This window comes from Pelagibius sp. Alg239-R121 (genome assembly GCF_947331435.1).
Lineage (GTDB): Bacteria > Pseudomonadota > Alphaproteobacteria > Kiloniellales > Kiloniellaceae > Denitrobaculum.
In genome coordinates this window covers 953,139-976,846 of record NZ_CAMZOF010000001.1, presented here as the reverse complement: position 1 = coordinate 976,846, position 23,708 = coordinate 953,139, and the positions used below count along the sequence as shown (strand labels likewise).

The window sequence follows — 23,708 nt, the reverse complement described above, 5'->3', positions numbered from 1 at the left end:
TGGTGAAGCTCCTGGAAGAAAAGCAGGTAACAATTCAGATCGGCAGCAGGTTATCCGACTTAACCTCTTGCATAACCGCATAGGTATGGGTTTCTCGGATACCGGGCAATGACAGGAGAACCTCGGACAAGAAGCGCCGATAAGCAGACATGTGCTGAACGCGCGCCTTTAATAGATAGTCCGAACGCCCGGCAATCATATGGCATTCCATTACCTCTGGGGCACGGCAAACGGCACTTTCGAAGGCATCGAAGATATCCGCAGTTGTTCGCTCCAGCGCAACCTCTACAAAAACAAGCAAACCGCGTGAAACCTTAGCGGGGTCGACTTTAGCAGAATATCCCGTGATGAAACCGTCACGGGTGAGCCGCTTAACCCGCTCACCGGTAGCCGTGGGTGAAAGCCCAACCCGGTCAGCTAGATCCAGATTCGTAATACGCCCCTCCTTTTGCAGAATGCTGAGTATGTGCCGGTCGAACTGGTCCATGATCTTTTCTTTCTCCATTAACTGACGGCTCGAGATTGGATCGTGCTGTTTCATAGGATTAGAGGGTCTTCCATCGTCTTCACTCTTCCCATCACGATCGAGCACGCTCTAGCGAAATTCACCAATCTTGCCGTTTTTCCTTGAGATTTTGGCGACAGATTTATCCATAACCGTGATATTATCTATTTTTACCATAAAAGTAGTTTTTTTCTCTAGTAAATAGTACTTTAACCCTATTTTAACACATTGAATTTGCTGATACTTAGTTATCTTATGCTCCAGGTAAAGTTGACCCTTCTGGTTATAGCTGGCCAGATGAACAACCAAAGAGCGAAATCGGCCAGCGGATGCGCCTATAGGTCGGAATACAATCAACAAGGAGGTATCATGTCGAATGTGTTCATCGTCGGATTCGACGGAACAAAGGACGGCAAGCGGGCCCTCGACTTCGCACTTGAGCGCGCAAAGTCGGACAACGCGGAAGTCCATATCGTCTATGTGCTGGAATGGTCGCCCTACAGCTTCCTGACACCAGAGGAATTGGAAAAGCGTCACGCGCGGCGCAAAGAAGAGGTGGAACTCGCCTCGAGCCAAATCATGGCGCCACTGCTCAAAGAGTTGGAAGGCTCGGGTCTCTCGACCCACGGTGTCATTCGTTACGGAAAAATCCCCGATGTCATCTGCGACGTCGCCAAGGAAGTCGGCGCAACGCAAATCATCGTCGGCCGCCATGGTGGATCAGATATGGCCGCGCGGTTTTTCGGGTCGGTACCGGGCACGCTGGTGCAGATCGCACCTGTTCCCATCACTGTCGTGCCATAAACAAAAAATCGGCACCTCTTCCAACACTTGAAGAATTCTCTAGGAGACCATCATGGGGGAAATTTGTAACTTCCGGCGCTTGTTTCAGGCGCCAGTCCTGGCAGTGGCCGCGTTTCTCGCGCTCCTGCCGTCCATCGCGCAGGCACAGGACGCAGCGATGGGAATCGACGAAAAGATCAACGCAGCGATTTCACCGGTTTCAAACGCGATCGTCAGCGTCATTTTCTACTCCGTACCTGTCGGCGATACGGCCTTCCCGCTCATTGTCGGCTGGCTGGTTGTCGCAGCAACAATCTTTACCCTCTACTTCGGCTTTATCCAGTTCAGATATTTCGGACACGCGATCTCGCTGGTCAAAGGGGATTATGCCAATCCGGATGACGCGGGCGAGGTCAGCCACTTCCAGGCGCTTGCGACCGCGCTCTCGGGTACGGTGGGCCTCGGCAACATCGCGGGTGTTGCGGTCGCGGTTTCCATCGGCGGCGCCGGTGCAACCTTCTGGATGATCCTCGCGGGTTTGCTGGGCATGGCCTCCAAGTTCACGGAGTGCACACTGGGTGTCAAATTCCGGAACGAGTACGGCGATGGAACCGTCTCTGGCGGCCCGATGTATTACCTGGAAAAGGGCTTTGGCCTTAAAAACATGCCGGGGCTGGGCAAGGGGCTGGGCATCTTCTTCGCGATCTGCTGTATCGGCGGTGCCTTTGGCGGCGGCAATATGTTCCAGGCCAACCAATCCTTCCAGCAGTTCGTCAATGTCACAGGAGGCGAAGCAAGCTTCTTCGCTGACAAAGGCTGGCTCTTCGGCATCGTCATGGCGGTGATTGTCGGCGTAGTCATCATCGGCGGCATCAAGTCCATCGCACGGGTCACGGAAAAGGTCGTTCCTTTCATGGCCGTTATCTATGTCGGTGCCGCGCTGGTCATCATCCTGATGAACTACGACATGGTTGGCTGGGCTTTCGGCGAAATCTTTGCCGGTGCCTTCACCGGAGCCGGTGTTGCCGGTGGCGTGGTCGGCGCACTGATCCAGGGCTTCAAGCGGGCTGCCTTCTCCAATGAAGCCGGCATCGGTTCAGCCTCCATCGCCCACTCCGCGGTGCGGACCAAGGAACCGATCACTGAAGGTTTCGTGTCCTTGCTCGAGCCGTTCATCGACACGGTCGTCATCTGCACCATGACTGCGTTGGTTATTATTATCACGGGACAACTCGGCAGTGGCCTGACCGGCGTGGCGCTGACCTCCAGCGCCTTTGAAAGCGCGTTCTCCTGGTTCCCGCTTCTTCTGGCGGTAGCCGTGATCCTCTTTGCCTTTTCGACCATGATTTCCTGGTCCTATTACGGCCTGAAAGCCTGGACCTATCTGGTCGGCGAAGACAAGCGCATGGAGATGATCTTCAAGATCGTCTTCTGTCTCTTCGTAGTTCTTGGCTCGAGCATGACTCTCGGACCGGTGATCGATTTCTCCGACTCCATGATCTTTGCCATGGCGATCCCGAATGTGATCGGTCTCTATGTCCTGATGCCGTTCGTAAAAGCCGAACTTGAGCAATACACCGCTCGGCTTTCATCAGGGGAAATTCGGAAGTTCAAGCACAGCTGATACAGTCCACTGACTTGAAATGACAAGGGGCAGCCAACAGGCTGCCCCTTTTTCTTTTTTGTAGGCCGCTTTCAAAATTCAGGTCAGCGGCCGCAGGTAATCTCCGTGAAACCATCGCATTTGTACTGCGCGCATATCCTCTCTTCACCGATGAGGAAAGTCGGAAAGAGGCCGCCGATATTATTATCTTTCTGCCAAGCCACAGCGCGTTCGTAGCCCTTCATCTTACACCACTTGGCGGCAACCGGCTCACCGCACTCCCCCTTGCTGTTCATACAGAAATTCAAGCGATAGACATCGTAAACCGGGAAAGTGAAAACCTCATTTCCGGCATCGGACGGAGCCGCGGTGCCAGGTGTGGCTGGTTGCGATGCAGCCTGAGCCTGGGATGACTGCGTTAGAGTTGATTGGGTTGGCGTTGATTGCGTTCGAACCGGCTCGGGATTGGCTGGTTTGGGTTGAGAAAGCTGAGTCTTGGCAGGAGAGCTCGGAGACTCCGTTCTCAGCGCCTGATTCGAGGCGGAAGCTATCGGAGCCGCCGGCTGTGCAGTGATGTTGCCTGTCGTAGGTGCTGCCGCGACCTGGGGCGTGCCCGAGAGATCTTTCATTGGGTCCAGGCGCGCCGTCGGCAGAACAGCCTTTTTTTCCGGAGCCGCGACAACCGCCGCAGTCTGCGGCACAGCCTTTGGCTCCGCTGCCGTGAGCTTGGAGCCGGCGCTTGCTGGCGCGAGCTCGGGCGCAGACGTCTTAGGCTTGGCAACTGCTGGCGCCGTGACTTTGGGCGTCACGAGCTTGGGTTCGGACAGCTGGGCCGAAACGGTCTTTGGCGGTGCGGCAGGTTTGACAACCGGTGCGGCCTTTTGGCCAGCCGCAAGTTTACCGACCTTGGTAGCTGGCTCCACTTTGGCAGAATGCGTTGTCTTAGGAAGTGCCTCGGGCGCGGCCTGGACGTTGGATTTGGCAAGTGACTCAGATCCCGCTGCAGCAGTCGGAGCAGCGGCGGGCGCAGCCCTTGCGATGATTTTCCTGGCAGCGCCGGGAAGATCGACCCGCAAGGAACGCGCACGATCCCTGAACAGCAGGCTGGAAAGAAGAATATCGCGTCGATCGAGGCGCGATGGAGCCACGGCCTCTTTTTGCTTCGCGTTTGCATTGAGCGTTACGGAATCACCCAAACAATCATCGCCGTCGAACAGCACCACCCGAAAGCGTTGATCCCTGGGAGCATAACGCGCGTCGAGATCGGACGGCTGCATCAATGCGATCCTGTCGCTCCGGAGCATACCTAAAAGCCCTGCTGCATCGTCGCTCTTCAGGTTCACACACCCGCGCGGTTGCGCAGATGCGGAAGCCTTGTTCGCGAGCCCGGTCTGAAAGTTGAGAGGCACGAAACGCCGATCGAAATTGAGCGACCGCAGAATGTTTCCACAGCCCCTGCCATAGGACCGACGGCGTTTCATCAAGAGTGCACCCGGCGGTGGACCAAATTCCCGCCGGTAAAGGATCACCGAAGCATAGCCGCCTTCACCCGCATCAGCCTGCTCGTTAACACCGGCTCTTAACCGGGTCTTCCCTGATGCATTCTCCGGCGGCGCTGGTAAAAACTCCGCCGTCACTCCGGTCCAGATCAAATCAGGCCGTTCATCGCTGCCCAAAGTCGCCGCGCAACTTTTATCCTGTGACGCAAAGAAGGGACGCCGAAAGAGAACGACGCCGATGGACGCGCCAACCTGTAGTGAACGTACTTTCTCGGCTTGTTCGTCACCAAGCTGCTCGAAATAGGCGTAGGCCTTTCCAACGCCCAATTTGAGGCTGCGCATGCGTCCGGAAAAATTGGTTTCGTCGAACAGACGAACCTCGTATGGATCGAGAGTAGCGGAGGGCTTGTCCTGCGCGATCGCCGCTTGCGGCGTCCATGTCACGACAATTCCCATGGCCATCAGACACACAGAGAGAAGCCCTATCCTGGCTCGCTGTCTCATTTCCGAACTGCTTTGCGTCATATTGGAAAACCCGATCGCTAAGCCGGCGTAAAGGTTAGTCCAAGATGAATCTATTTGGAATCCTTTAGGTTCGATCAACAGCTAGATCGGATCGATTTCTCTAAATCGGTGAAAAACTCAAGACGGTCTCTGCGTCATATTGATATTGGGCGACCTATGTTCTCGGCCGTTCCCGTAAAGAACGGTCGCTCTCTCTCCGGCACTTGGAATTATCTCGCTTGTCCAAGCCCTTAGATATTGCGCTGAACATAGTCGTTATAGTCCCGCTGACGGCGCTGATAATCGGTCTCGAACAATGGACTCGAAATAATGAAGTCCGCGCTGGCGCTATTGCAGGCAAAGATCACGTTATAGAGTGTCGACAACCGGGTCAGAGCTTTCACATCGACGTCATGCGGCAGGGACGTCATCGGATCCATAAAGAAGAACAGGACGTCCAGTTTTCCCTCGGCGATCATGGCGCCAAGCTGCTGATCGCCTCCGAGCGGGCCGCTCTTGAGCAAGGAAATCTGAAGCGAGGGACAGCGCGCGGCAACGTTCGTCCCCGTCGTACCGGTCGCCCAAAGACGGTGCGGTTCCAATGCGTTGGCATTTGTAGCGACCCATTCAACCAGCGTTCGCTTCATCTGGTCATGCGCCACCAGAGCGATGTTTTTTGCTGTAACGCTCATGGTTTCTGTCCTCCGAAACTGGAATGGGTTTCTGCTTTTGTTATGTGATGCGGGTTACGAACATGGCGCAGCTTACGAGCGTGGCGCAGGTTCCTCGACAGCGCCGCCGGCTGCCTTCCAGGCGGTGAAACCACCTTCGATATGAGACACCGGCTCCAGACCCATTCGCTGAACGGTCTGGGTCGCGAGCGCCGAACGCCAGCCCATGGCACAGAAAAACACCAGCTTCTTTCCGGATCCGAATTCGGCATCGTAATACTGGCTGTCCGGATCGACCCAGAATTCGAGAAGGCCACGCGGGCAATGCTTAGCGCCGGGAACCTTGCCTTCGCGGCGCAGCTCGCGCACATCCCGCAGGTCGACGAACAGAACATTGGGATCGTTTTTCGCGGCCAGCGCCTGATCGATCGAAAGCGTTTCGATCTCCTTTTCCGCTTCGGCAACCATCTGCGCCACACCGATCTTCAAGGCCATGAATTCTGTTCCTGTTGCTTCGTTACTAAAAACTGGAAAACCAGAAAACAGCTATAACATGCACGCGTCGCCGCTGTCCCCAAGGTTACTACGATCCAATCAGATGCAATGCCACTTGACGCCGATGCGGCGCGCGCCGGTGCTCGAAGAGATAGATCCCCTGCCAGGTGCCCAACAGAAGACGCGCCCCCTGCACTGGAATACAGAGCTGCGTTTGTGTCAGGGCAGCGCGGATATGCGCCGGCATGTCATCCGGTCCCTCTGCGGTATGACGATAGAGCGCGGGATCTTCGGCAACCATCCGGCTGAAGAAAGTCTCCAGGTCCCGCTGCACGTCCGGGTCGGCATTCTCCTGGATGGTGAGCGAAGCTGAAGTATGGCGGCAGAAGAGGGTCAGCAAACCATCCTGGATACCGGTTCCCTCTAACCAGTTCAAAACCTCAGCCGTTATATCGATCAGACCCTGCCTGGTGGTTGGGATCATGACGGTGGTTTGCGATTGCTGCATGGCGTAAACCTAGCCTTTGGAAGCATCACCTGTCGACGATTCAAGAAAGATGCTCATAGCATCAACACCACAGGAGTCCGGATCCAAGATGGCACTGAAATATACGGAATCCAGGCGCCTGACTTGGGCGCGCCAGCTGCAGGCCCTGGCACAGACCGGACTGACCTTCGCAAGTGATCCCTATGACATCGAGCGCTATCAGGCGGCCCGCGCCCTTGCCGTCGAAATGCTGGCGGCCATCGGTGAAGCCGATGCGCACGCCGTGACCGCCCTCTTCGACGGCGAAACCGGTTACGCCACACCCAAGGTCGACGTGCGAGGTGTTGTGATCCGTGACGAGCGCATCTTGCTGGTCAAAGAAATCACCGACGGCAAGTGGGCGTTGCCCGGCGGCTGGGCTGACGTCAATGCCTCGCCCAGCGAAAATGTCGAGCGGGAGATATTCGAAGAGTCGGGCTATCGGGCCAGGGTCACCAAGCTGGCGGCCGTTTACGACCGGCTCAAGCACCCCCACGAGCCGCCGCATCCATTTCATATCTACAAGATGTTCTTCATCTGCGAGCTGCTTGGCGGCGATGCCCGGCCCAGCGTCGAAACCAGTGAGGTTGGATTTTTCGAAGCCACCGACCTGCCGGAATTGTCGCGCGGCAGGGTCCTGGAAGCACAGATCAGCAGGATGTTCGAGCATCATCGCAATCCGGCTTTGGCCACGGATTTCGATTGAAATCGGCAACAGCGTCTTCGATGTCGGCTATCCGGAAAGAGAACGGATCACCAGAAAACCAGACGGCCTCCACGTCACTGCCATATGCTTGATTCACCTAATAAACGCGCCGTATTTGGACATTCGCCAAAGACTGCTGGCCCACATTCGAGATGGTAGCTTAGGCCTTTTTTGCGACGACGATTGTCTCGCGGCCTTTTCGTGCCTTTCCATATTCGAGTTGGGCGCACACTCGTAAAAGGCGAACCCTGGCGATTTGCGTTATCATTTTCGAAAATTACATAAAATATTGATATTTATTACAATTTTTGCTTTTGTAAAAAAATCAACTTGTCAGTTGAGCGAAATACTATCGACCTCCCACATGGTCATTGTGGTTCAACTAAAACCACACTATCTGCTAGTTAAATGTCGATTAAAGCTGGAATTTCCCCGTCAAACCGACATCTGTTCAAGTGAAAAACGGCATATCTTCCCAGAATGACACATCCTTAATAGTCTTTTAGTTTCCACAATCTAATGTTGCAGCGAAATTCTTTTACAGAATGCGCCTGCCAATTGCAGGACTCAGATCGAGTAAACGAGTCCGGGATCGACCCGGCAACATGAACGAAGTGGGTGATGAGATGTATAAGAACCTGTCCATACGCTGGAAGATGATGCTTCTTGTGGCGCTCAGTGTGATCATCCTGGCGTCGGTCAACCTCTATGCAAACTTCCAGATCGCCGCGATCGGCACCGAACTGGAAGCAATCGCCGAAGACGACCTGCCGCTAACCAGCATTGTCACGAAGATCACCGTTCACCAGCTTGAGCAGGCGATCCAGTTCGAGCGCACACTGCGCTTCGGCGAGGAGATGGTGAGTCATCCCGAAGCCAAGGACCACTTCGTGCATGCAAATGAACGCTTCCACGAGTTGGCCAAACAGGTCGACGAAGAGATCCTCAAGGCCGAGGAACTCGCTGAGGAATCGATCAGCCATCTGACAGACGAGACGGCGAAGCAAAAGTTTGTGAGTGTCCTGGCTTCCCTCAAGAAGCTGGAGAAGGAGCACCATAGCTACGACCTTCACGCCGACGAAGTCATCGAGCTGCTGAAAGCCGGCGATGTCGACACGGCCCGGACTAAGGCGCTTGCGATCGAGGCCGAGGAAGATAAGTTCAATCACGAGCTCGAGGCCCTGCTGCTGGATATCGTCGCCTTTACCGAAAAGTCGGCGAAGTTGGCCGAGGCGCACGAACACGTCGCCGAGCGCAACCTTTGGATCGCTCTGGGACTGGGAATCGTGATCCTTGTAAGCGGTGGCCTGGCCATGGTTGAGCAGGTCCTGCGGCCGTTGCTGCGCTCGGTCGATGCAGTCGACGCCCTTGCCGATGGTGATACCACGATCGAATTGACTCTGGATTCTAAGGACGAGCTCGGCCGTCTGGCCACCTCGGTGGAAGCTCTGCGCCAGGCCCTGATGAAGCTGAACGAGATGCAGGCTGCGGAGTCCAGGCGCGAACTGGAGTCCAAGGCCCAGATCAAGAAGGAGATGCTGACCATGTCCGATGCCCTGGACCAGCATGTTCAGGTTGCGGTCGGCGCCATTCGGGACAAAGCCAATAACATGGATGGCCTGATCGATCAGATGAGCCAGGCCGCTCAGCAGGTCAGCACCCAAAGTACCTCGGTCACGGCCTCGGCTGAAAGTGCCACCGGAAACGTCCAAACGGTCGCGTCCGCCGCGGAAGAAATGTCCGGCAACATCAATGAGATCAGCCGGCAGATCGACCGTTCCACAACCATCACGGCGCAGGCGGTCGACGTAGCCAACACGACCACGGAAAAGGTCCAGAGCCTGACAGAAGCGGCGAAACAGATCGAGGAAATCGTGACCCTGATCAACGAAATCGCCGACCAGACCAACCTGCTGGCCCTCAACGCCACCATCGAGGCAGCGCGCGCCGGCGATGCCGGCAAGGGCTTCGCCGTCGTGGCTTCTGAGGTCAAGAACCTGGCCAATCAGACGGCGAAGGCCACCGACCAGATCCAGCAGCAGATCGGCGCAATCCAGGGGGCCACTGGCGAAGCCGCCACGGCCATCGACCGGATCGGCGAAACGGTCAACGAGATCAGCGAGATCACCAACGGCATCTCGGATTCCATGAAAGAACAGTCGGCGGCCACCATGGAAATCGCCCGCAGCGTTCAGGAAGCCGCTACGGGCACGCAGGAGGTGTCCAGCAGCATGCAGGAAGCCTCGGCCGCCTCGAAACAATCCGAGCAGGTTGCGAGCGAGGTTAGCCGTGACGCCAAGGAAGTGGTCGCCTCGGTCAACGAATTACAGACCCAGATCACCGAGATCCTGCGCGAATCAAAAGCGGGCAACCGCCGTGAATTCGAGCGTGTGAAGCAGCAGCAGCCTTCGCAGATCCAGGTCAACGGCCAGTGGCGCGACTGCACCATCCAGGACATCTCCGCCGGCGGCGCTGAAATTGCCGCCCTGGAAGGCGTCGGCCAGGGCGATGCTATCAAGCTGAAGGTCACGGGCTTCGAAGATGTCGACGGCCGCATCATCCGCATCACGCCAAAATCCCGCAGCATCACCTTCAACCTGGACGAAGAGACTCAGGAAGCCTTGAACAGGCACCTGGTGGGCGAGCGTGTGGAAGAAGAAGCGAAGCAACCGGAAGAATCTTCGGCGGAAGAAGCTGCATCAGAAGAGGCGGCAGCCTAACCGCCGGATCCTCAATCCGACACCGCCTCTATAAAGCGGCGCCACGTTAAAGCGGCGCCGCAGGTTACCTACTCAATTCAAAGCCGGGCAGTGGCAGAGGCCGCCGCCCGGCTTTTTGCTTTTCGAATATCCAATGAATGTTGCGCCTGTTCGAACAAAGTTCGAACCCTCATACAAATAGCAGGACGTCCATTTCAGAAGAAGTGGTGCGCCTGTTCGAACAAAGTTCGAACCCTCATTTAAACCAAAGGGCGTCCATTTCGAAGGAAATGGTGCGCCCGGCAGGATTCGAACCTGCGACCCCAGGATTAGGAATCCTGTGCTCTATCCAACTGAGCTACGGGCGCTGTGAGTCTGATCGTTTTTCGCTAAGTCAGCGAAAAGCGTGAATCAGGCTCCATTGATGCAAAACAAAGAGTAACGGCGCCCGTTATACACAGGGCGCGTGGTTTTGCCTACCAGGTTTCAAAGCTTAGACACGTCGCCTGATCGGAGGCTCGCCACGAGGACGGAAGTCGTCTCTCCGCCTAAAACAGTTTCTCTAACGGCAGATGGTAGTAGATCGTTGCGATCTCGACACCAGGGTTGGTGTCGCCAATGCTGGCGTTTGAGATATGGCTGATCGCAATGCCCAGGCGGGAACGGTCGTTGAAGCGGTAGGCCAATTCGATCTGGGAACGGAATTCAATCACGCTGTCCAGATCCAAACCACTGCCCTCGGTAAAGGCGCCGACGCCAAAGTTGGGGGTCAGGACAACACGCTTACCGAAATAGATGTCAACCAGAACACCGACACCGCCCCAGATGCCGCCTTCGCTGGTGGCTTCAATTCCGGCCCATGGCTTGAAGATCCAGAGCTTCTCGTCGTGCCGGTATTCCAGGCGAAAGTCGGCCGCATCGTCCGCGTCATCATCCTTTATGGCACGCAAGGCATCAAAGTAACCGACACCTACCGACAGGAGTGCTGCATCGTCTTCATCCGCGAAGGCTTTCGTGGCGAAACCGGTACTGGTGGAGATAAAAAAAGCAGCAGCCAGAAAAGCCACAGACGAAACGAAACAGCGCCGAATTGACACAGTAGACCCCCCGAATCACTACCCAACCGCAGGTGATGATGGTTCGGACCCCTCAACCCGTGACCGCATTACCTGCCAGCAATCAGATTGCATAATACGAAACTTACGGGTGTGTGCAACTGCTTGTCGTCTGCCGAATAGTTTTGAACAACCGAAGTATCGGCCTGAAAGGCGATGAAGCAGGACAACAGATTGGATCCTTGATTCGAGCCGGCACACCCGCGAGTTCCCAGCTTTAACCGGTTTTTCACGACTTCTGCCCGGCGATTTGGAAAGGATTGCCTTCCGGGTCCCTGCCACGCGTGATGGAGTTGTCGCGTACCGGATGCGCTTTGATCTCGCCGAGGCGCACACCGCGGCCGCGCAACTGCTCGTAGGTGTTCTCCAACGCCTCACCCGTTGCAAAGTCGAGCCGCGGTTTCCGCTTACCCCGATGCAGCGCAATTTCACAGCTCCCCGCATCGAACGCGACCCAACCCTCGCGTTCCTCACAAACCGGCAATCCAAGCTTGTCGCGATAGAAGGCGGCTTCCTTGTCCAGGTCGGAAACGAAAATCACGATCCGCTCCAGCCGCAAAGTCATGACAACTGTCTCCTGTTTGCCGTCAGCCCAAAACTCGGTAGGACCAATTTACTGATCAGGCCAAATACCAATTAGTCGAGAGTCTTGAAGCGCTCCGTCGCCGCGATCAAAGCCTTGCGGATACCCGGCTCCATGGCTGAGTGCCCTGCATCCGGTACGACAATATAGTCCGCTTCCGGCCAGGCCTGGTGCAGATCGTAAGCTGTGACGATCGGACAGACGACGTCATACCGGCCCTGGACGATCACCGAAGGAATGTTTCGAATACGGTCGACTTTATCGATCAGCTCGTTTTCAGAAAGGAAGATCGAGTTGACGAAATAGTGCGCCTCGATCCGCGCCAGGTTCAGCGCCATGGCGTCCTCACCAAAGGCAGCGACTGTGCTGGGGCTGGGCAGCAATGTGGAGCAACAGCCCTCGAAAGTGCTCCAGACCCGCGCCGCCGGCAGATGGACAGCGGGATCCTGATCGGTCAGGCGCCGATAATAATTGTTGAGCAGATCATCGCGTTCCTCGACTGGCAAGTACGACGAAAAACGCGCCCATTCCTCGGGAAAGATCATGCGCATGCCGTTCAGGAACCACTCGATCTCCGACGGACGGCAGAGAAAGATGCCGCGCAGGATCAGACCGCGCACACGCTCCGGATGGGCCTGGGCATAAGCAAGAGCAAGAGTGCTGCCCCAGGATCCGCCAAATACCACCCAGCGTTCGATCCCCAGCGACTTGCGCAGGGCTTCGATGTCCGCAATCAGATGCTGCGTCGTGTTGTCGGTCAGTTCGCCTTGCGGCCTTGAGCGGCCGGCGCCACGCTGATCAAAGACGACGATGCGATACGCTGTGGGATCGAAAAAACGCCGGTGATCCGGTGCGGCCCCGGCACCCGGTCCGCCATGCAGGAACACCACAGGCGTGCCATTCGGATTGCCGCAGGTTTCCCAATAGATCTTATGCAGATTGTCTACGGCAAGGTGGCCGCTGTCGTTCGGTTCGATCGACGGAAAGAGTCCGGCCATCTGGCCCGGGCTGTCGGCTGTGGACACCATACGTCTGTTCAAGTCCTTAGTAAGATAACGATACGCAATGAAATCACGCTGTTGTTCAGGCAATGATACCGCAGCCTAGCCTGTTGTCGCCAAGGGTAAAAGAAAGAGACGGTTTTCGAGTCACCCGTAAGTGGTATTTTTAACCCCTGCCCGCGGCCATATCGTGGTCCTATCGTCCTGCCGCTTTATCGAAGGTGAAACAGCTTTTAGAGTTTGACGATGTTCTTTTCCGGTTCGAAAAAGTCCTATTGCTGTGGCATGCCTGGATTGCGGGCGACGCAAGCGTGGGTCCTGGCTGTGCTCGCAATCACTCTTTTAGGCACAATCAGGGCCGGAAACCTTGGTGCGGCCGACCAGTCCGGCTCAACCGGTCTACCCGCCGGTCTCAAAGCCGGAGAAACCATTTCCGTGAAGACGGTCGTCGACGGCGACACTCTGCTGCTCGAGGACGACCGGGTCGTCCATCTGGTCGGCATTCAAGCGCCCGCAATGCCCTCGGTTCGGAGAAACCCTGAGGCAAGCAACACCAAAACTGGAAGCACCGGTGTCTGGCCGCTCGCGGCCGACGCGGCAGCGGCCCTTGCCGAATTGCTTGGAGATAAACCGGTTTCTCTTTCCTATAGCGGAAACCGCATTGACCGACACGGCAGGGTTCAGGCGCATGTAACCAACGCACAAGGGCTCTGGCTCCAGGGAGAACTGCTGCATCGTGGCCTGGCCAGAGTTTACAGTTTCGCCGATAACCGGACTGCGGTGGCTGAAATGCTGACGTTGGAGCGGATTGCGAGAACCGCGCGGCGTGGGATCTGGTCCCACCCCTATTACGCAGTGCGGCCCCACGACGCGGCGGAAAAAGAGGTCGGACAGTTCCAGCTGATCGAAGGCCGTATCTTGAAGGTGGCGATTGTAGGTGGACGTGCTTATCTTAACTTCGGAGAGGATTGGCGTAGCGACTTCACCCTGGTGATAGATCCCGTTAACCGCCGGCTCTTCAAAGCCGAAGGCCTGGACCCGCTCTTTTACGAGGGGCGCCGGGTACGGGCGCGCGGCTGGCTGGGTTATAGAAACGGTGCGACGATCAACGTCACGCATCCGGAACAGATAGAGGTACTCGATAAATGATCTTCTTTGGTCCATCCGGCCTATCGGCAGGTACTTTGTTTAGGCGCATTCTGGCGGCATCTGCACTGCTGGCTTCGATGACCTTTCTTGGCGGCTGCGAAACCTCGCCGGCGACCGGCGAGTCCTTTTTCACCGGCGGTTTGACCAAGGATAAGGAAGCGTCCCTCGGCGCGCAGGAACACAAGAAGATCCTGCAGCAATTCGGCGGTGCCTATGCCGACCCGGAGATTTCTCAGTACGTGACAAGCCTGGGCAACCTGCTTGCCAAGACCTCGGAAACACCGGATCAGAAATTCACCTTTACGGTATTGGATTCACCCGTCGTCAATGCCTTCGCGCTGCCGGGCGGATATGTCTACATAACCCGCGGTCTGATGGCCCTGGCAGACGACGAGGCCGAGCTTGCAGGGGTGATGGCGCACGAAATCGGTCACGTCACCGCGCGTCACGCTTCGCAACGCTATGGCCGCGCCACTGCAACCTCGATCCTGGCGGCCGGGGTCGGGATTCTTCTGGGTAGCCAGGAAGCCGCGTCGGCCGCCGGTCAGGTCGGCGCTCTGGCGCTGCAGAGCTATTCGCGCGATCAAGAGTTTCAGGCCGATCTGCTGGGTGTCCGTTATTTGTCGCGTGCCGGTTTCGAGCCGGAGGGCATGGCGGATTTCCTGACCAAGCTGCAGGCCGACAGCCGGCTGAATGCGACAATCGCAGGAAATCCCGAGGCGGCGGATAGCTTTGACATCATGCAGACCCACCCGCGCACCACCGATCGCATCAAGCGAGCCATCGATCAAGCCGGAGAAAAACGGGTCAAGGATCCCGTCGTCGGCCGTCAGGTCTATCTCTCGAAAATCGACGGCCTGCTCTATGGCGACGACCCCAAGCAGGGCATCATTCAGGGGCGAAAGTTCCTCCATCCTGAACTTCGCCTAGCCTTTGAGGTGCCAAAGGGCTTCCGCTTGGTCAACACTGCCAATGCTGTGGGCGCGCAACACAAGGATGGCTCGGTCATCATTTTCGACCGGGCGTCCAAAAAGGCAAACGGCAATCTTCAGGCCGCGCTGACAGAAGTCACCGGAAAGGTCCGGCTGGAAAACGTTGAGCGAATCACAATCAACGGCATGGAGAGTCTCACCGGTCAAGCACGGGTGAACAGAAAGCAAGGACCACGCGATGTGCGTCTGATTGCCATGGGTTACGACCAGAACACGGTCTACCGCTTTCTGTTTTCGACTCCGGCCAAGGCAACGGGACAGCAGGCCGAGGGGCTGCGGCGCACGACCTATAGTTTTCGGAAACTAAGCGCCGGCGAGGCCGGGAAGATCAAACCGAAGCGCATAAGACTGCACAAGGTGCGTGCCGGCGACACTGCGGCCAAACTTGCCGGCCGTTTTCCTTACGAGGACTATCAGTTGGAGCGCTTTCAGGCCCTCAACGGACTAGGCGCTAAACAGAAATTGAAGTCGGGCCAGACGGTCAAGATTATTACCCAGTAGGGCAATCGTCCTCTGGAGAGGACTTACCGGATCGATTCATCGTCCGGAGCGTTTCCATCCAAACTAGGCCTCGCCAATGAGGTCGCCGCTGGTTTCCACTCTGCGCAGCATTGCACTTTTCAGCTTGGACAGCGCCCGGCCCTCCAACTGCCGGACCCGTTCCTTGCTAACCCCGAGTTCGCGCCCAAGTTCTTCCAGAGTGGCGCTTTCTTCGGTCAGGCGCCGCGCTTTTACGATACGTTGTTCACGCAGAGGCAGTTCAGTGAGCGCTTCGGTAATCCAGCGGCTACGGGTCTCACCGTCTTTGTAGGAAATAATGAGGTCTTCCGGATTGGGACGTTCGTCCACCAGGAAGTCCTGCCATTCGCTCTCGCCATCCTCGCCGATAACGTGATTGAGGGAATGATCCATTCCAGCGAGGCGTTGCTCCATCGATTCCACTTCATGCAGTCCGACCGACAGCTCGGTGGCAACCTGCGCCCGCGCGTCATCGTCAAACTTGTTACCGGTTTCGTCTTCGATTCTTGCGCGCAGGCGGCGGAAATTGAAAAAGAGCGTCTTCTGCGCCGCAGTGGTCCCGGTGCGGACAATCGACCAGTTACGCAACACAAAATCCTGTATCGCGGAGCGGATCCACCAACTGGCGTAGGTCGAAAAGCGAATTTCGCGATCCGGGTCAAAGCGCGCGGCCGCCTGCATTAGACCGACCGAACCCTCCTGTACCAGATCGCTGATCGGCAGGCCGTAATGGCGGTAGCGCGTCGCGGTCGAGACCACAAGGCGGGTGTAGGAGCGGATGAGCTCGTGCAACGCCGCTTCGTCCTTATTGTCCCGCCAGGCTTTGGCAAGGTCGAACTCGTGATCGCGCGTAAGAAGCGGCTCCGACATCGATCGTCGGATAAAGCGTGTCTGAGCGCGATGGGTTTCCGAGTTTTCGAATCGCGCCATAACAGCGGTACCTCTCGGTTTTTGCGAACACCACGATTTCTGTACGCAGGTTGGCCGCCGATAGATCACCAAAACAGAATGCAGTGTCGGTTTCTACTGCTGATCTCTACTTATGATAGTATAAAAACACACAACTCGCATGAGTGCGAACTTTTTTGTGTTAACGCGGTATAGAGTGCGATCGTTCTTGACCGTTACAGTCAAGAACGTGAATCGCTCTCTAATCAAATAACGCAGAGTCTAAAAACGAGGACAAAATTAGGGGTACTTGGTGTTAGGCTCGAGTCAGCGCCCTTAAGCCTCGAGCATTTCAATCACATCGCCTTCTGGCCCCAGGCAGGCCGCCATCAATGGGCCGCCGAAACCGCAACCACCATCCAGCGTTACGGTATACTCGGTGGTTTCCAATCCCGGATGGCTGGGATCATAGCCACGCACGATCCGCTGAAAATCACCGTAGGGCTCGTTCAAGCGCGCGAAGGCGGAGGAACTCCACCAGAAACTGTCTTTTTGCGTTTCCAGCGGTCGGGTTGGATCCAACCCGGTATGCACGAACAACACACGGCGATCCGAGGTGTATGCAGCCCGCCGGATTTCGTTCATGATCTGATAGTGGCCGGGGTTGTCCTGGATTGCGCTTCGCAGGCGGCCAGTCCAGCGTGTGAGCTGCAGCGGGCCGGAGGCCGCCTCCCGCAAGCCTTCCCGGGCGCTGGAGCCATAGGCCTCGAGGGTTGCGCCGACCCCTTGGTCCAGCATCCATGACAGGACCCCGCGCGGATCGCTGGCGAACTGGAGCTGCAGCAGTTTCTGCCACATCTCTTCCTGGCCGCCGCGCAGGAAGGCAATATCTTCAGGAAAATTTTGATGAAGCGCGAGGAACCCGCGTCGAAACTCGATCACATGATCCAGAGTCTGGCGGATTGTGTCACCACGGCCGAGCAAATTGCCGAGATAAACCACCCGATCGCCGCGCCGAAGGCGGCCTTCCAGCTGCGCGTGGAGACGGTCGAGACGATCCGCATCGCCATGAACCGCAGAGATCGTCCAGATTCTCCGCGCTGCGCGTAAAACCGCAAATTTCTGCCGATCGCGCATAGTCGCGGCAGATGGCCTCCTCAACCATTATATAGGGAGCGCCCACCCGCACGAGGACGGAGCCGCACCAATAAGCCAGACAAGCACACCTGTCAGGAACCGACTTCGATCACCTCGATTCGGTTCCCTGTCAGGCGGCTAATACTCGTACAGCGTCAGGCCGCTGTGAGCAACTCTTCCAGCTTCTGTGCGGCAGCCTCTTCGTCGATTTTCTCGACGGCCGCCAATTCACGTGCCAGACGGTCAAGCGCCGCCTGATACATCTGGCGTTCACTGTAGGATTGATCCGGCTGGTCAGCACTGCGGTGCAGGTCGCGCACGACTTCGGCAATCGATACCGGATCACCGGAATTGATCTTCGCCTCGTATTCCTGCGCACGCCGGCTCCACATGGTGCGTTTTGCACGGCTGCGGCCCTTTAGCGTAGTCAGCGCAGAATCCATCATCTTGCGGCTCGATAGCTTCCGCAGACCCGACTCATGCGCCTTATTTACCGGAACACGAAGGGTCATCCGGTCTTTTTCGAATTTGATGATGATCAGTTCGAGGGTAACGTCGGAAATTTCCTGGGTTTCGACGCCCATGACCCGGCCAACGCCATGGGTCGGGTAAACCACATAATCGCCGGTCCCGAATTCACTCGATTTCGCCATTTGGTCTTCTCTTGCTCCGTCTGGTTTCCGCCAAAGCACTACCTGGGCAACTGCGCCCTGAAGCAAGCCTGCATTTCAGAGCAGCGCGTGCGGAGGCGCGGCGCGGAACGGAAGGATCCATAATCATCGATCACTGCCGTTCGGTCTTAACATGCAAAATTCAACCCCGAACAACTCAGGCGCTGAAACACGCCGAGTGTCGAGGTTGGTTTGCAACACATCGGTCAAGCGCCAATGTGTTGCAAATACTTTATACTATATTTAGGCCGTCAAAACAACTGTTGCGCCGCAGCATAGCTCTGAATTTTCTGCAATCCAGCCCTGCCGGGCGGCATTGCGCCTGCTTTATGCACCGCGGCAATGCGAAAGAGCCGCAATAGTCTGCACGCAGAAATTCAATAATCAGCCGTCCGTATTACCTGGAGCCGTACTGAAAAACTTCTCGAATTTGCCAGTCTGCTCGCGAAATTCATCTGCATCGGCCGGCGCATCGCCTTTACGCGTAATATTCGGCCAGGTTTCACTGTACTCACGGTTCAGTTCGAGCCACTTCTCGGCCTCGGTATCGCTGTCGGGCAAAATTGCTTCGGGCGGGCATTCAGGTTCGCAGACGCCGCAATCAATGCACTCGTCAGGATGAATGACCAACATATTTTCGCCTTCGTAGAAGCAATCCACCGGACAAACTTCCACGCAGTCCATGTATTTGCACCTGATGCAGGCCTCGGTCACGATGTAGGTCATTTCTGGTCTCCTCGCCGACAACACCTGGATTTTTACCCGCCCCGGCGCCGCGTCTCTTTCCGCGTAAGTTCTAGTTCAAACAGCGCCTCACTCATTGCATGGAATGCGCCGCTCATTTACCTCAGTTATCGTTTTTACTCGTCCTGTTGAACAAGCTTTGCTCTCGCGGCCTGTCTGGCGCGGCCGCTGTCATAATCCGAGACGTGCAGCAATCCGGCGAGCCGACGCAGCAAACTTGCCTCAAAGTCATGCAGTTCGCCATCCGCATAGGCCACCTGCCAAAGCATTCCCACCAGTTCGACACGCTGATCATTGTCAAAGCTGTCAGCCACAATGCGAGTAAAACCGAAGAGTTGGCTCGATTGCTCGACCTCGGATTTCGCTTCGTCCAACAGCGCAGTCACTTCACCCGCCGAAAGCTCGAAACGCTCAGTCAGAAGTTGCTCAATCGTTGCCCGCTCACGATCGTCAAAGGTCTCGTCCATCAAGGCAGCCTCAACCAGCAGGGCCGCCGCCGCAACCTGGAGCGTATCCTGATCTTGGCTGGTGGTCAGACCGCCGTCGCCCTTGCCCATCAAAAGGGCCTTCAATCTTTCAATCACGGCCAATGTCGCGTAGATAATCCAAACTGAGCGCTGTGCCTATCATGCGCGACCTGATCGTAGCAACCCTTGGTAAAGTAAGGATTTGTAGATCGTGATCCAAAGCGAGCAAGCGCCCGACTTCAGACGCTTTGCCCCAGCGACGCAGCGAAACCGAGAACCCTTGTTCAAAGTACTGTCTGATCTGCTGCCGGCGCGGGGCAAGGTACTGGAAATTGCTAGCGGAACCGGCGAGCATGCAGTTTGGTTGGCTCAACATATGCCCGGACTTACTTGGCAAACCAGTGACCCGAACCCTGACCTGCGACAATCTATCGCATCTCATGCTGCGCACGCCAAATTGACCCTGCCGCTACCAATGGACATCGACGTTACGGCTTCCCGATGGATGAGTCCCGATGAGTCTCCTGAGCCCGTCGATGCCGTATTTTGCGCGAACATGATTCACATCGCCCCTTGGGCGGCAACTCTCGGACTGCTTAGCGGGGCGGCCCGTCATCTAAAGCCCGGCGGAAAACTCTGCCTTTACGGTCCCTTCAAACGCGGAGGCGCGCATACCGCACCATCGAACGAAGCCTTCGATCACTCTCTGCGCAGCCAGAATTCAGATTGGGGTGTCCGTGAACTTGAAGTGGTGACCGAGGAAGCGCTCAAACACGGCTTCCAAACTCCCGAAATTATCGAGATGCCGAGCAACAACCTGACACTCGTTTTCGAGTACGGCGCATTGGTCGAGGGCTCATAATTTAGCCGCCCTGGCAAAACACGTTCAAAGCCATCGCAGATTATGACTTCTCTACCCAGATCAGTTCTCGCGCAGTCGGTCCAGATGCCGGCGCTCTCGCTTGGTCGGACGGCCACTACCCGGCTCGCGTTCTGCAACCCCGGCCGTGGAATCACTGTCACCAGTTGGTTTCACTGTCTCAGGTGAAAGATCCTCGTAGAGCAGTACAGCCTCACGGGCCGGGCCGCGTCGGCTCCCTAAGGCGACAATCTTGATCACGCGAACCCGGTCCCTCAGAGGAAAGGTCAAGATGTCCTCGACCCGAACCATGTGGCTTGCCTTGCCGACGATATTCCCGGCAATACGCACCCGCCCGGCACCACAAAACTGCGACGCAAGACTTCGCGACTTAAAGAAACGCGCGAACCACAGCCACTTGTCGATCCTCAAGGCCTCGGTCTCGTCCGACGCCGTTCCACCCCTGTCGTTCTGCGATCGGACCATCGCGGCCTACTTACTGAAGGACATGTTACGCAGGACAGCAAAGGGAGAGTCAGGATCCATGCGCGCCGCGGGCTTCGAACTTCGTTTATTTCCCGCATTGCTGTTGCCCGACTTGGTGTGAGTCGACTTGTTGGCGCCCGGTTTCCGGCTGCCTGACTGAGACTTCGCGCCCCGGTTCCTCCCCGGCGGCTTTGCACCCGCACCCTCGGACTTACTCTTGTGAGCACGTCTGCTGTTGGCGTTTTCACCCTCGGTGGTCTGCACCGCAACAGCTCCGGAGAGAGCCTTTGATTGAGGCGTTCCTGTGCTACGCCTTCCGGGCCTGCCTTCAGTTTCGCCTTCTTTGCCAATCTCGGGCTTTCTGCTCCTCCTGACGAAGGTCACGGTCCCGTCTTCCACCCGCCTGCTCTGGAAGCGGATCGCGGGTAGCAGAATCTCGAGCAGCGCATTCCCACATTTCCCGCGTGACTTCAGGCCATCGGTGATGGCAAACGCACCTTCTTTGGCCAGCTTGTGAGCTTCGTTTGAGACCCGTTCCAGCGCATCGGCTTTCATAAGCACCGCATCGCCGGAGCGGTTGGCGAAACGGCGAAAACCAATCGCCTGAAAGAAACGTGCCGAACGCCGATCGCCCCGCGCCAGCAAACCGTCCTCCGGCAGATTGAACTCCGCTTCCTTGCTCGGCGCAGGCGCCGACTCCGTCTCAGGCTTGGCCAAATCTCCGCCACTGACGGACAGTTCCGCGACAGGTTCTTCCGGCGCGCCTTCTGAAGATTCGGCTGCGGTACTCTCCGTAACAGCTGCCGCTAAATATTCCTCGTTGGGTTTTTCAGAGGCAGGCTCTTCGGTTACCGACTCTTTCGCCGCAACCACTTCAGGCTCCGCAGGCGTTTTTAACAAGGGCAATCCCTTAAGATCGGCCATGGCAACGCCGGCAAAGGTTCCCCAAAGAACCGCCCGCAGCCCCGCCGTCTTGGGATTGAGTAGGGCCGGCATGAAGATGCTCTCCCGCCCGATCCGCACGCCCAGATCCGACAGAGCCTTGCGGTCGGCTTTTGAGAGGTCGGCGATCTGGCGGGCAACCGCATGGCGGGGAATCAGACCAAGAGCCTCGATCATCTGATAGGCGACCCCACGGGCAGAGCCGCTCAACTCGGACCCGTCGAGGCCGAAGAGCGGTTTTAATTGAGCCCGCAGATGCCGGGTCAGCCAAGCGACAAGGCGTTGACGCAAGCGCTCACGCCCCGGCCCATCCAGATATTCACTCGGTGCAACCTCAACATTGGGGGTCAAAATCGTCTCACCGGCGGCAATGCGGCCAACGCCGGCGCCGCGCCAGGTCAGATTGCCATCACGGTCCAGCAGAAAGCTGCCGTCGTTGTCCTGTTCGAACTTCAGGATGCGCTGTGGGATCTCAGTCGCCAGAACATCGCGCACGGCAGCAAGCGACGCGCGTGCATGATCAGGCGACACCGCCTCGTCGAGATCGAAACGAAACCCGCGTAACCGGCCGAGCGACTCACCCTCGACCATAACCTCACCGCTGGCTACTATAGCTGCCAATGGTCTTTCTCCCTCTTTACGGCGCGCCAATACCATTGCCTTTTTGTCCACGAAACGCTGTGTAAGCCGTTCGTGAAGAGCATCGGACAAGCGGTCTTCGATAGCACGCGCCTTCTGCTGCCAGCTTGCGGCGTCTTCCAACCAGTCGCCGCGATGCGAAATATAGGTCCAGGTTCGGATGTCGGCAATTCTGGAAACCAACGAATCGATATCTCCGTCGATCCGGTCGATCCGTGAGATCTGACCGGCGACCCAGTCATCGGGCAGGCGTGCCTCGTCAGAGGCAAGGTACTTGAAGAGCCGGCCCAACAAACGGCTGTGATGGTCAGATAGGATCTTGCGAAAATCGGGCACCTGACAGACATCCCAGAGGAGCCGCATTGCCGCGGGATTGTTCGCACGCTCCAGCACTTCCTTGTCCTGGCTCAAACTGATCAATGCCGCCAGATCTTCCGAATCCCGAACACGTAACATTTCGGACAGGGGTGGACGTTGCTGCAGGCTCTTTTGCAGCGCCGACGGATTACTCATGTCTAGATCGCGGCTGCGCCAGAAGACATGGCGCAACATATCAAAATTATGACTCTCAACTACTTCGACCACTTCAGCCGGCAGAGGCCCGGCATCCGCGGTCGTCCCGAACGTGCCGTCATTCATATGCCGCCCGGCCCGGCCCGCGATCTGTCCGATCTCCGCAGCCGTCAGACGGCGCGGATTGCGGCCGTCGAACTTGCGCAACTTTGCAAAGGCAACATGGTCGAGGTTGAGATTCAGGCCCATTCCAATGGCATCTGTCGCAACCAGATAATCAACTTCGCCGGCCTCAAACATGCCGACCTGTGCATTTCGGGTTCGCGGGCTCAGAGCACCCAAAACCACCGCAGTTCCACCGCGCTGACGACGCAACAATTCGGCCATACCGTAAACCTCGGTTGCCGAAAAGGCGACGACGGCCGAGCGTGGCGGTAGACGGGTGATCTTTTTCTCACCGGCATAGCTCAGTTTCGAAAAGCGCGGTCGCTGTTCAAACTCTGCATCCGGTACCAGCTTTTTTACTAACGGTCGCATGCTCTCGGCGCCGAGGAACATCGTCTCGTTCCGGCCGCGGGCATGCAACAGCCGGTCGGTGAAAATGTGTCCGCGTTCGGAATCCGCGCAAAGCTGAATCTCGTCGATCGCCAGAAAGTCGACGGCCCGGTCGACCGGCATGGATTCAACCGTACACATGAAATAGACGGCGCCCGGCGGAACGATTTTCTCCTCGCCGGTAACCAGCGCAACCTTGGCGGCACCCTTTATTTTCACGACGCGGTCGTAGTTCTCACGCGCGAGCAAACGCAAGGGAAAGCCTATCATCCCGGAGTGATGGCCAAGCATGCGTTCAATGGCGAGATAGGTCTTGCCGGTATTGGTCGAGCCCAAAACGGCGACGATCCGGCTATCTGACCGGTTATTTGACTGATGAAACATGGACAAAAGATCGTTCGCGCGTGCCCGCTATGCAAGTGAGATAACGAATCTCATGGAGATTTCACTCAGCGGT

At 56.9% G+C, this 23,708-nt stretch carries 22 protein-coding genes and 1 tRNA gene; 7 read left to right on the top strand and 16 right to left on the bottom strand.

Annotated features, from left to right (window positions below; translation table 11 throughout):
- Positions 1-34: 34 nt before the first annotated feature.
- Positions 35-487, bottom strand: coding sequence for an Lrp/AsnC ligand binding domain-containing protein (locus QMZ18_RS04300; RefSeq protein WP_322097166.1), 453 nt, complete (start codon positions 485-487; stop codon positions 35-37).
- Positions 488-874: 387 nt separating this feature from the next.
- On the opposite strand from QMZ18_RS04300, the gene QMZ18_RS04295 reads away from it, so the two are divergent.
- Both QMZ18_RS04295 and QMZ18_RS04290 read left to right on the top strand, forming a co-directional pair.
- Entirely contained in the window at positions 875-1,309 is a 435-nt protein-coding gene (locus tag QMZ18_RS04295; RefSeq protein ID WP_282604989.1) for a universal stress protein, read from the top strand.
- A gap of 52 nt (positions 1,310-1,361) precedes the next feature.
- Positions 1,362-2,912 carry an alanine/glycine:cation symporter family protein gene (locus QMZ18_RS04290; RefSeq protein WP_322097127.1) on the top strand — a complete coding sequence of 517 codons (1,551 nt, stop codon included), beginning with the start codon at positions 1,362-1,364 and terminating at the stop codon, positions 2,910-2,912.
- Between the two features lie 83 nt (positions 2,913-2,995).
- On the opposite strand, the gene QMZ18_RS04285 is transcribed toward QMZ18_RS04290, so the two are convergent.
- The 4 genes from QMZ18_RS04285 to QMZ18_RS04270 all read right to left on the bottom strand — a co-directional run bounded on the left by QMZ18_RS04285 (position 2,996) and on the right by QMZ18_RS04270 (position 6,568).
- On the bottom strand, positions 2,996-4,894 hold the full coding sequence (locus tag QMZ18_RS04285; RefSeq protein WP_282604988.1) for a hypothetical protein: 1,899 nt from the start codon (positions 4,892-4,894) through the stop codon (positions 2,996-2,998).
- Positions 4,895-5,145: 251 nt separating this feature from the next.
- Positions 5,146-5,586 (bottom strand): methylglyoxal synthase, encoded by a 441-nt coding sequence (locus QMZ18_RS04280; protein WP_282604987.1) that lies wholly within the window; start codon positions 5,584-5,586, stop codon positions 5,146-5,148.
- A gap of 72 nt (positions 5,587-5,658) precedes the next feature.
- On the bottom strand, positions 5,659-6,060 hold the full coding sequence (locus tag QMZ18_RS04275; RefSeq protein ID WP_282604986.1) for a rhodanese-like domain-containing protein: 402 nt from the start codon (positions 6,058-6,060) through the stop codon (positions 5,659-5,661).
- Positions 6,061-6,148: 88 nt separating this feature from the next.
- Positions 6,149-6,568 carry a secondary thiamine-phosphate synthase enzyme YjbQ gene (locus QMZ18_RS04270; protein ID WP_282604985.1) on the bottom strand — a complete coding sequence of 140 codons (420 nt, stop codon included), beginning with the start codon at positions 6,566-6,568 and terminating at the stop codon, positions 6,149-6,151.
- A gap of 88 nt (positions 6,569-6,656) precedes the next feature.
- On the opposite strand from QMZ18_RS04270, the gene QMZ18_RS04265 reads away from it, so the two are divergent.
- Both QMZ18_RS04265 and QMZ18_RS04260 read left to right on the top strand, forming a co-directional pair.
- On the top strand, positions 6,657-7,292 hold the full coding sequence (locus QMZ18_RS04265; RefSeq protein WP_282604984.1) for an NUDIX hydrolase: 636 nt from the start codon (positions 6,657-6,659) through the stop codon (positions 7,290-7,292).
- Positions 7,293-7,897: 605 nt separating this feature from the next.
- Positions 7,898-10,012, top strand: a complete 2,115-nt coding sequence (locus QMZ18_RS04260) for a methyl-accepting chemotaxis protein (RefSeq protein WP_282604983.1) — start codon at positions 7,898-7,900, stop codon at positions 10,010-10,012.
- Positions 10,013-10,282: 270 nt separating this feature from the next.
- On the opposite strand, the gene QMZ18_RS04255 is transcribed toward QMZ18_RS04260, so the two are convergent.
- From QMZ18_RS04255 to pip, 4 genes are all read right to left on the bottom strand, one after another.
- Positions 10,283-10,359: transfer RNA gene (locus QMZ18_RS04255), tRNA-Arg, on the bottom strand.
- Between the two features lie 180 nt (positions 10,360-10,539).
- On the bottom strand, positions 10,540-11,088 hold the full coding sequence (locus tag QMZ18_RS04250) for an acyloxyacyl hydrolase (RefSeq protein ID WP_282604982.1): 549 nt from the start codon (positions 11,086-11,088) through the stop codon (positions 10,540-10,542).
- Between the two features lie 247 nt (positions 11,089-11,335).
- A complete protein-coding gene (locus QMZ18_RS04245) occupies positions 11,336-11,671 on the bottom strand; it encodes a VOC family protein (RefSeq protein ID WP_282604981.1) in 336 nt (111 codons plus the stop codon).
- Between the two features lie 71 nt (positions 11,672-11,742).
- Entirely contained in the window at positions 11,743-12,717 is a 975-nt protein-coding gene (gene pip / locus QMZ18_RS04240) for a prolyl aminopeptidase (RefSeq protein ID WP_282604980.1), read from the bottom strand.
- Between the two features lie 219 nt (positions 12,718-12,936).
- Here pip and QMZ18_RS04235 point away from each other — a divergent pair, with 219 nt between their 5' ends.
- Together QMZ18_RS04235 and QMZ18_RS04230 are read left to right on the top strand one after the other, a co-directional pair.
- The gene (locus tag QMZ18_RS04235) at positions 12,937-13,839 is read left to right on the top strand and encodes a thermonuclease family protein (RefSeq protein ID WP_282604979.1); all 903 of its coding nucleotides are present in this window, start codon (positions 12,937-12,939) and stop codon (positions 13,837-13,839) included.
- Positions 13,836-15,332, top strand: a complete 1,497-nt coding sequence (locus QMZ18_RS04230) for a M48 family metalloprotease (RefSeq protein WP_282604977.1) — start codon at positions 13,836-13,838, stop codon at positions 15,330-15,332. Before QMZ18_RS04235 ends, QMZ18_RS04230 begins: the two co-directional genes overlap by 4 nt.
- Positions 15,333-15,395: 63 nt before the next feature.
- Here QMZ18_RS04230 and QMZ18_RS04225 read toward each other — a convergent pair whose 3' ends face one another.
- The 5 genes from QMZ18_RS04225 to QMZ18_RS04205 all read right to left on the bottom strand — a co-directional run bounded on the left by QMZ18_RS04225 (position 15,396) and on the right by QMZ18_RS04205 (position 19,374).
- The gene (locus tag QMZ18_RS04225; RefSeq protein WP_282604976.1) at positions 15,396-16,280 is read right to left on the bottom strand and encodes an RNA polymerase factor sigma-32; all 885 of its coding nucleotides are present in this window, start codon (positions 16,278-16,280) and stop codon (positions 15,396-15,398) included.
- A 294-nt stretch (positions 16,281-16,574) separates the two neighbouring features.
- Positions 16,575-17,375: a hypothetical protein gene (locus tag QMZ18_RS04220; RefSeq protein WP_282604975.1), complete on the bottom strand. Its 801-nt coding sequence runs from the start codon at positions 17,373-17,375 to the stop codon at positions 16,575-16,577.
- Between the two features lie 155 nt (positions 17,376-17,530).
- Entirely contained in the window at positions 17,531-18,028 is a 498-nt protein-coding gene (locus tag QMZ18_RS04215) for a CarD family transcriptional regulator (protein ID WP_282604974.1), read from the bottom strand.
- A 402-nt stretch (positions 18,029-18,430) separates the two neighbouring features.
- On the bottom strand, positions 18,431-18,772 hold the full coding sequence (fdxA, locus tag QMZ18_RS04210; protein WP_282604973.1) for a ferredoxin FdxA: 342 nt from the start codon (positions 18,770-18,772) through the stop codon (positions 18,431-18,433).
- Positions 18,773-18,906: 134 nt separating this feature from the next.
- Entirely contained in the window at positions 18,907-19,374 is a 468-nt protein-coding gene (locus QMZ18_RS04205) for a TerB family tellurite resistance protein (protein ID WP_282604972.1), read from the bottom strand.
- Positions 19,375-19,468: 94 nt separating this feature from the next.
- Here QMZ18_RS04205 and QMZ18_RS04200 point away from each other — a divergent pair, with 94 nt between their 5' ends.
- Positions 19,469-20,119, top strand: coding sequence for a DUF938 domain-containing protein (locus tag QMZ18_RS04200; protein WP_322097126.1), 651 nt, complete (start codon positions 19,469-19,471; stop codon positions 20,117-20,119).
- 60 nt (positions 20,120-20,179) lie between these two features.
- On the opposite strand, the gene QMZ18_RS04195 is transcribed toward QMZ18_RS04200, so the two are convergent.
- Both QMZ18_RS04195 and QMZ18_RS04190 read right to left on the bottom strand, forming a co-directional pair.
- The gene (locus QMZ18_RS04195) at positions 20,180-20,602 is read right to left on the bottom strand and encodes an RNA-binding S4 domain-containing protein (RefSeq protein ID WP_282604971.1); all 423 of its coding nucleotides are present in this window, start codon (positions 20,600-20,602) and stop codon (positions 20,180-20,182) included.
- A 6-nt stretch (positions 20,603-20,608) separates the two neighbouring features.
- A complete protein-coding gene (locus tag QMZ18_RS04190) occupies positions 20,609-23,635 on the bottom strand; it encodes a helicase-related protein (RefSeq protein WP_282604970.1) in 3,027 nt (1,008 codons plus the stop codon).
- Positions 23,636-23,708 lie beyond the last annotated feature (73 nt).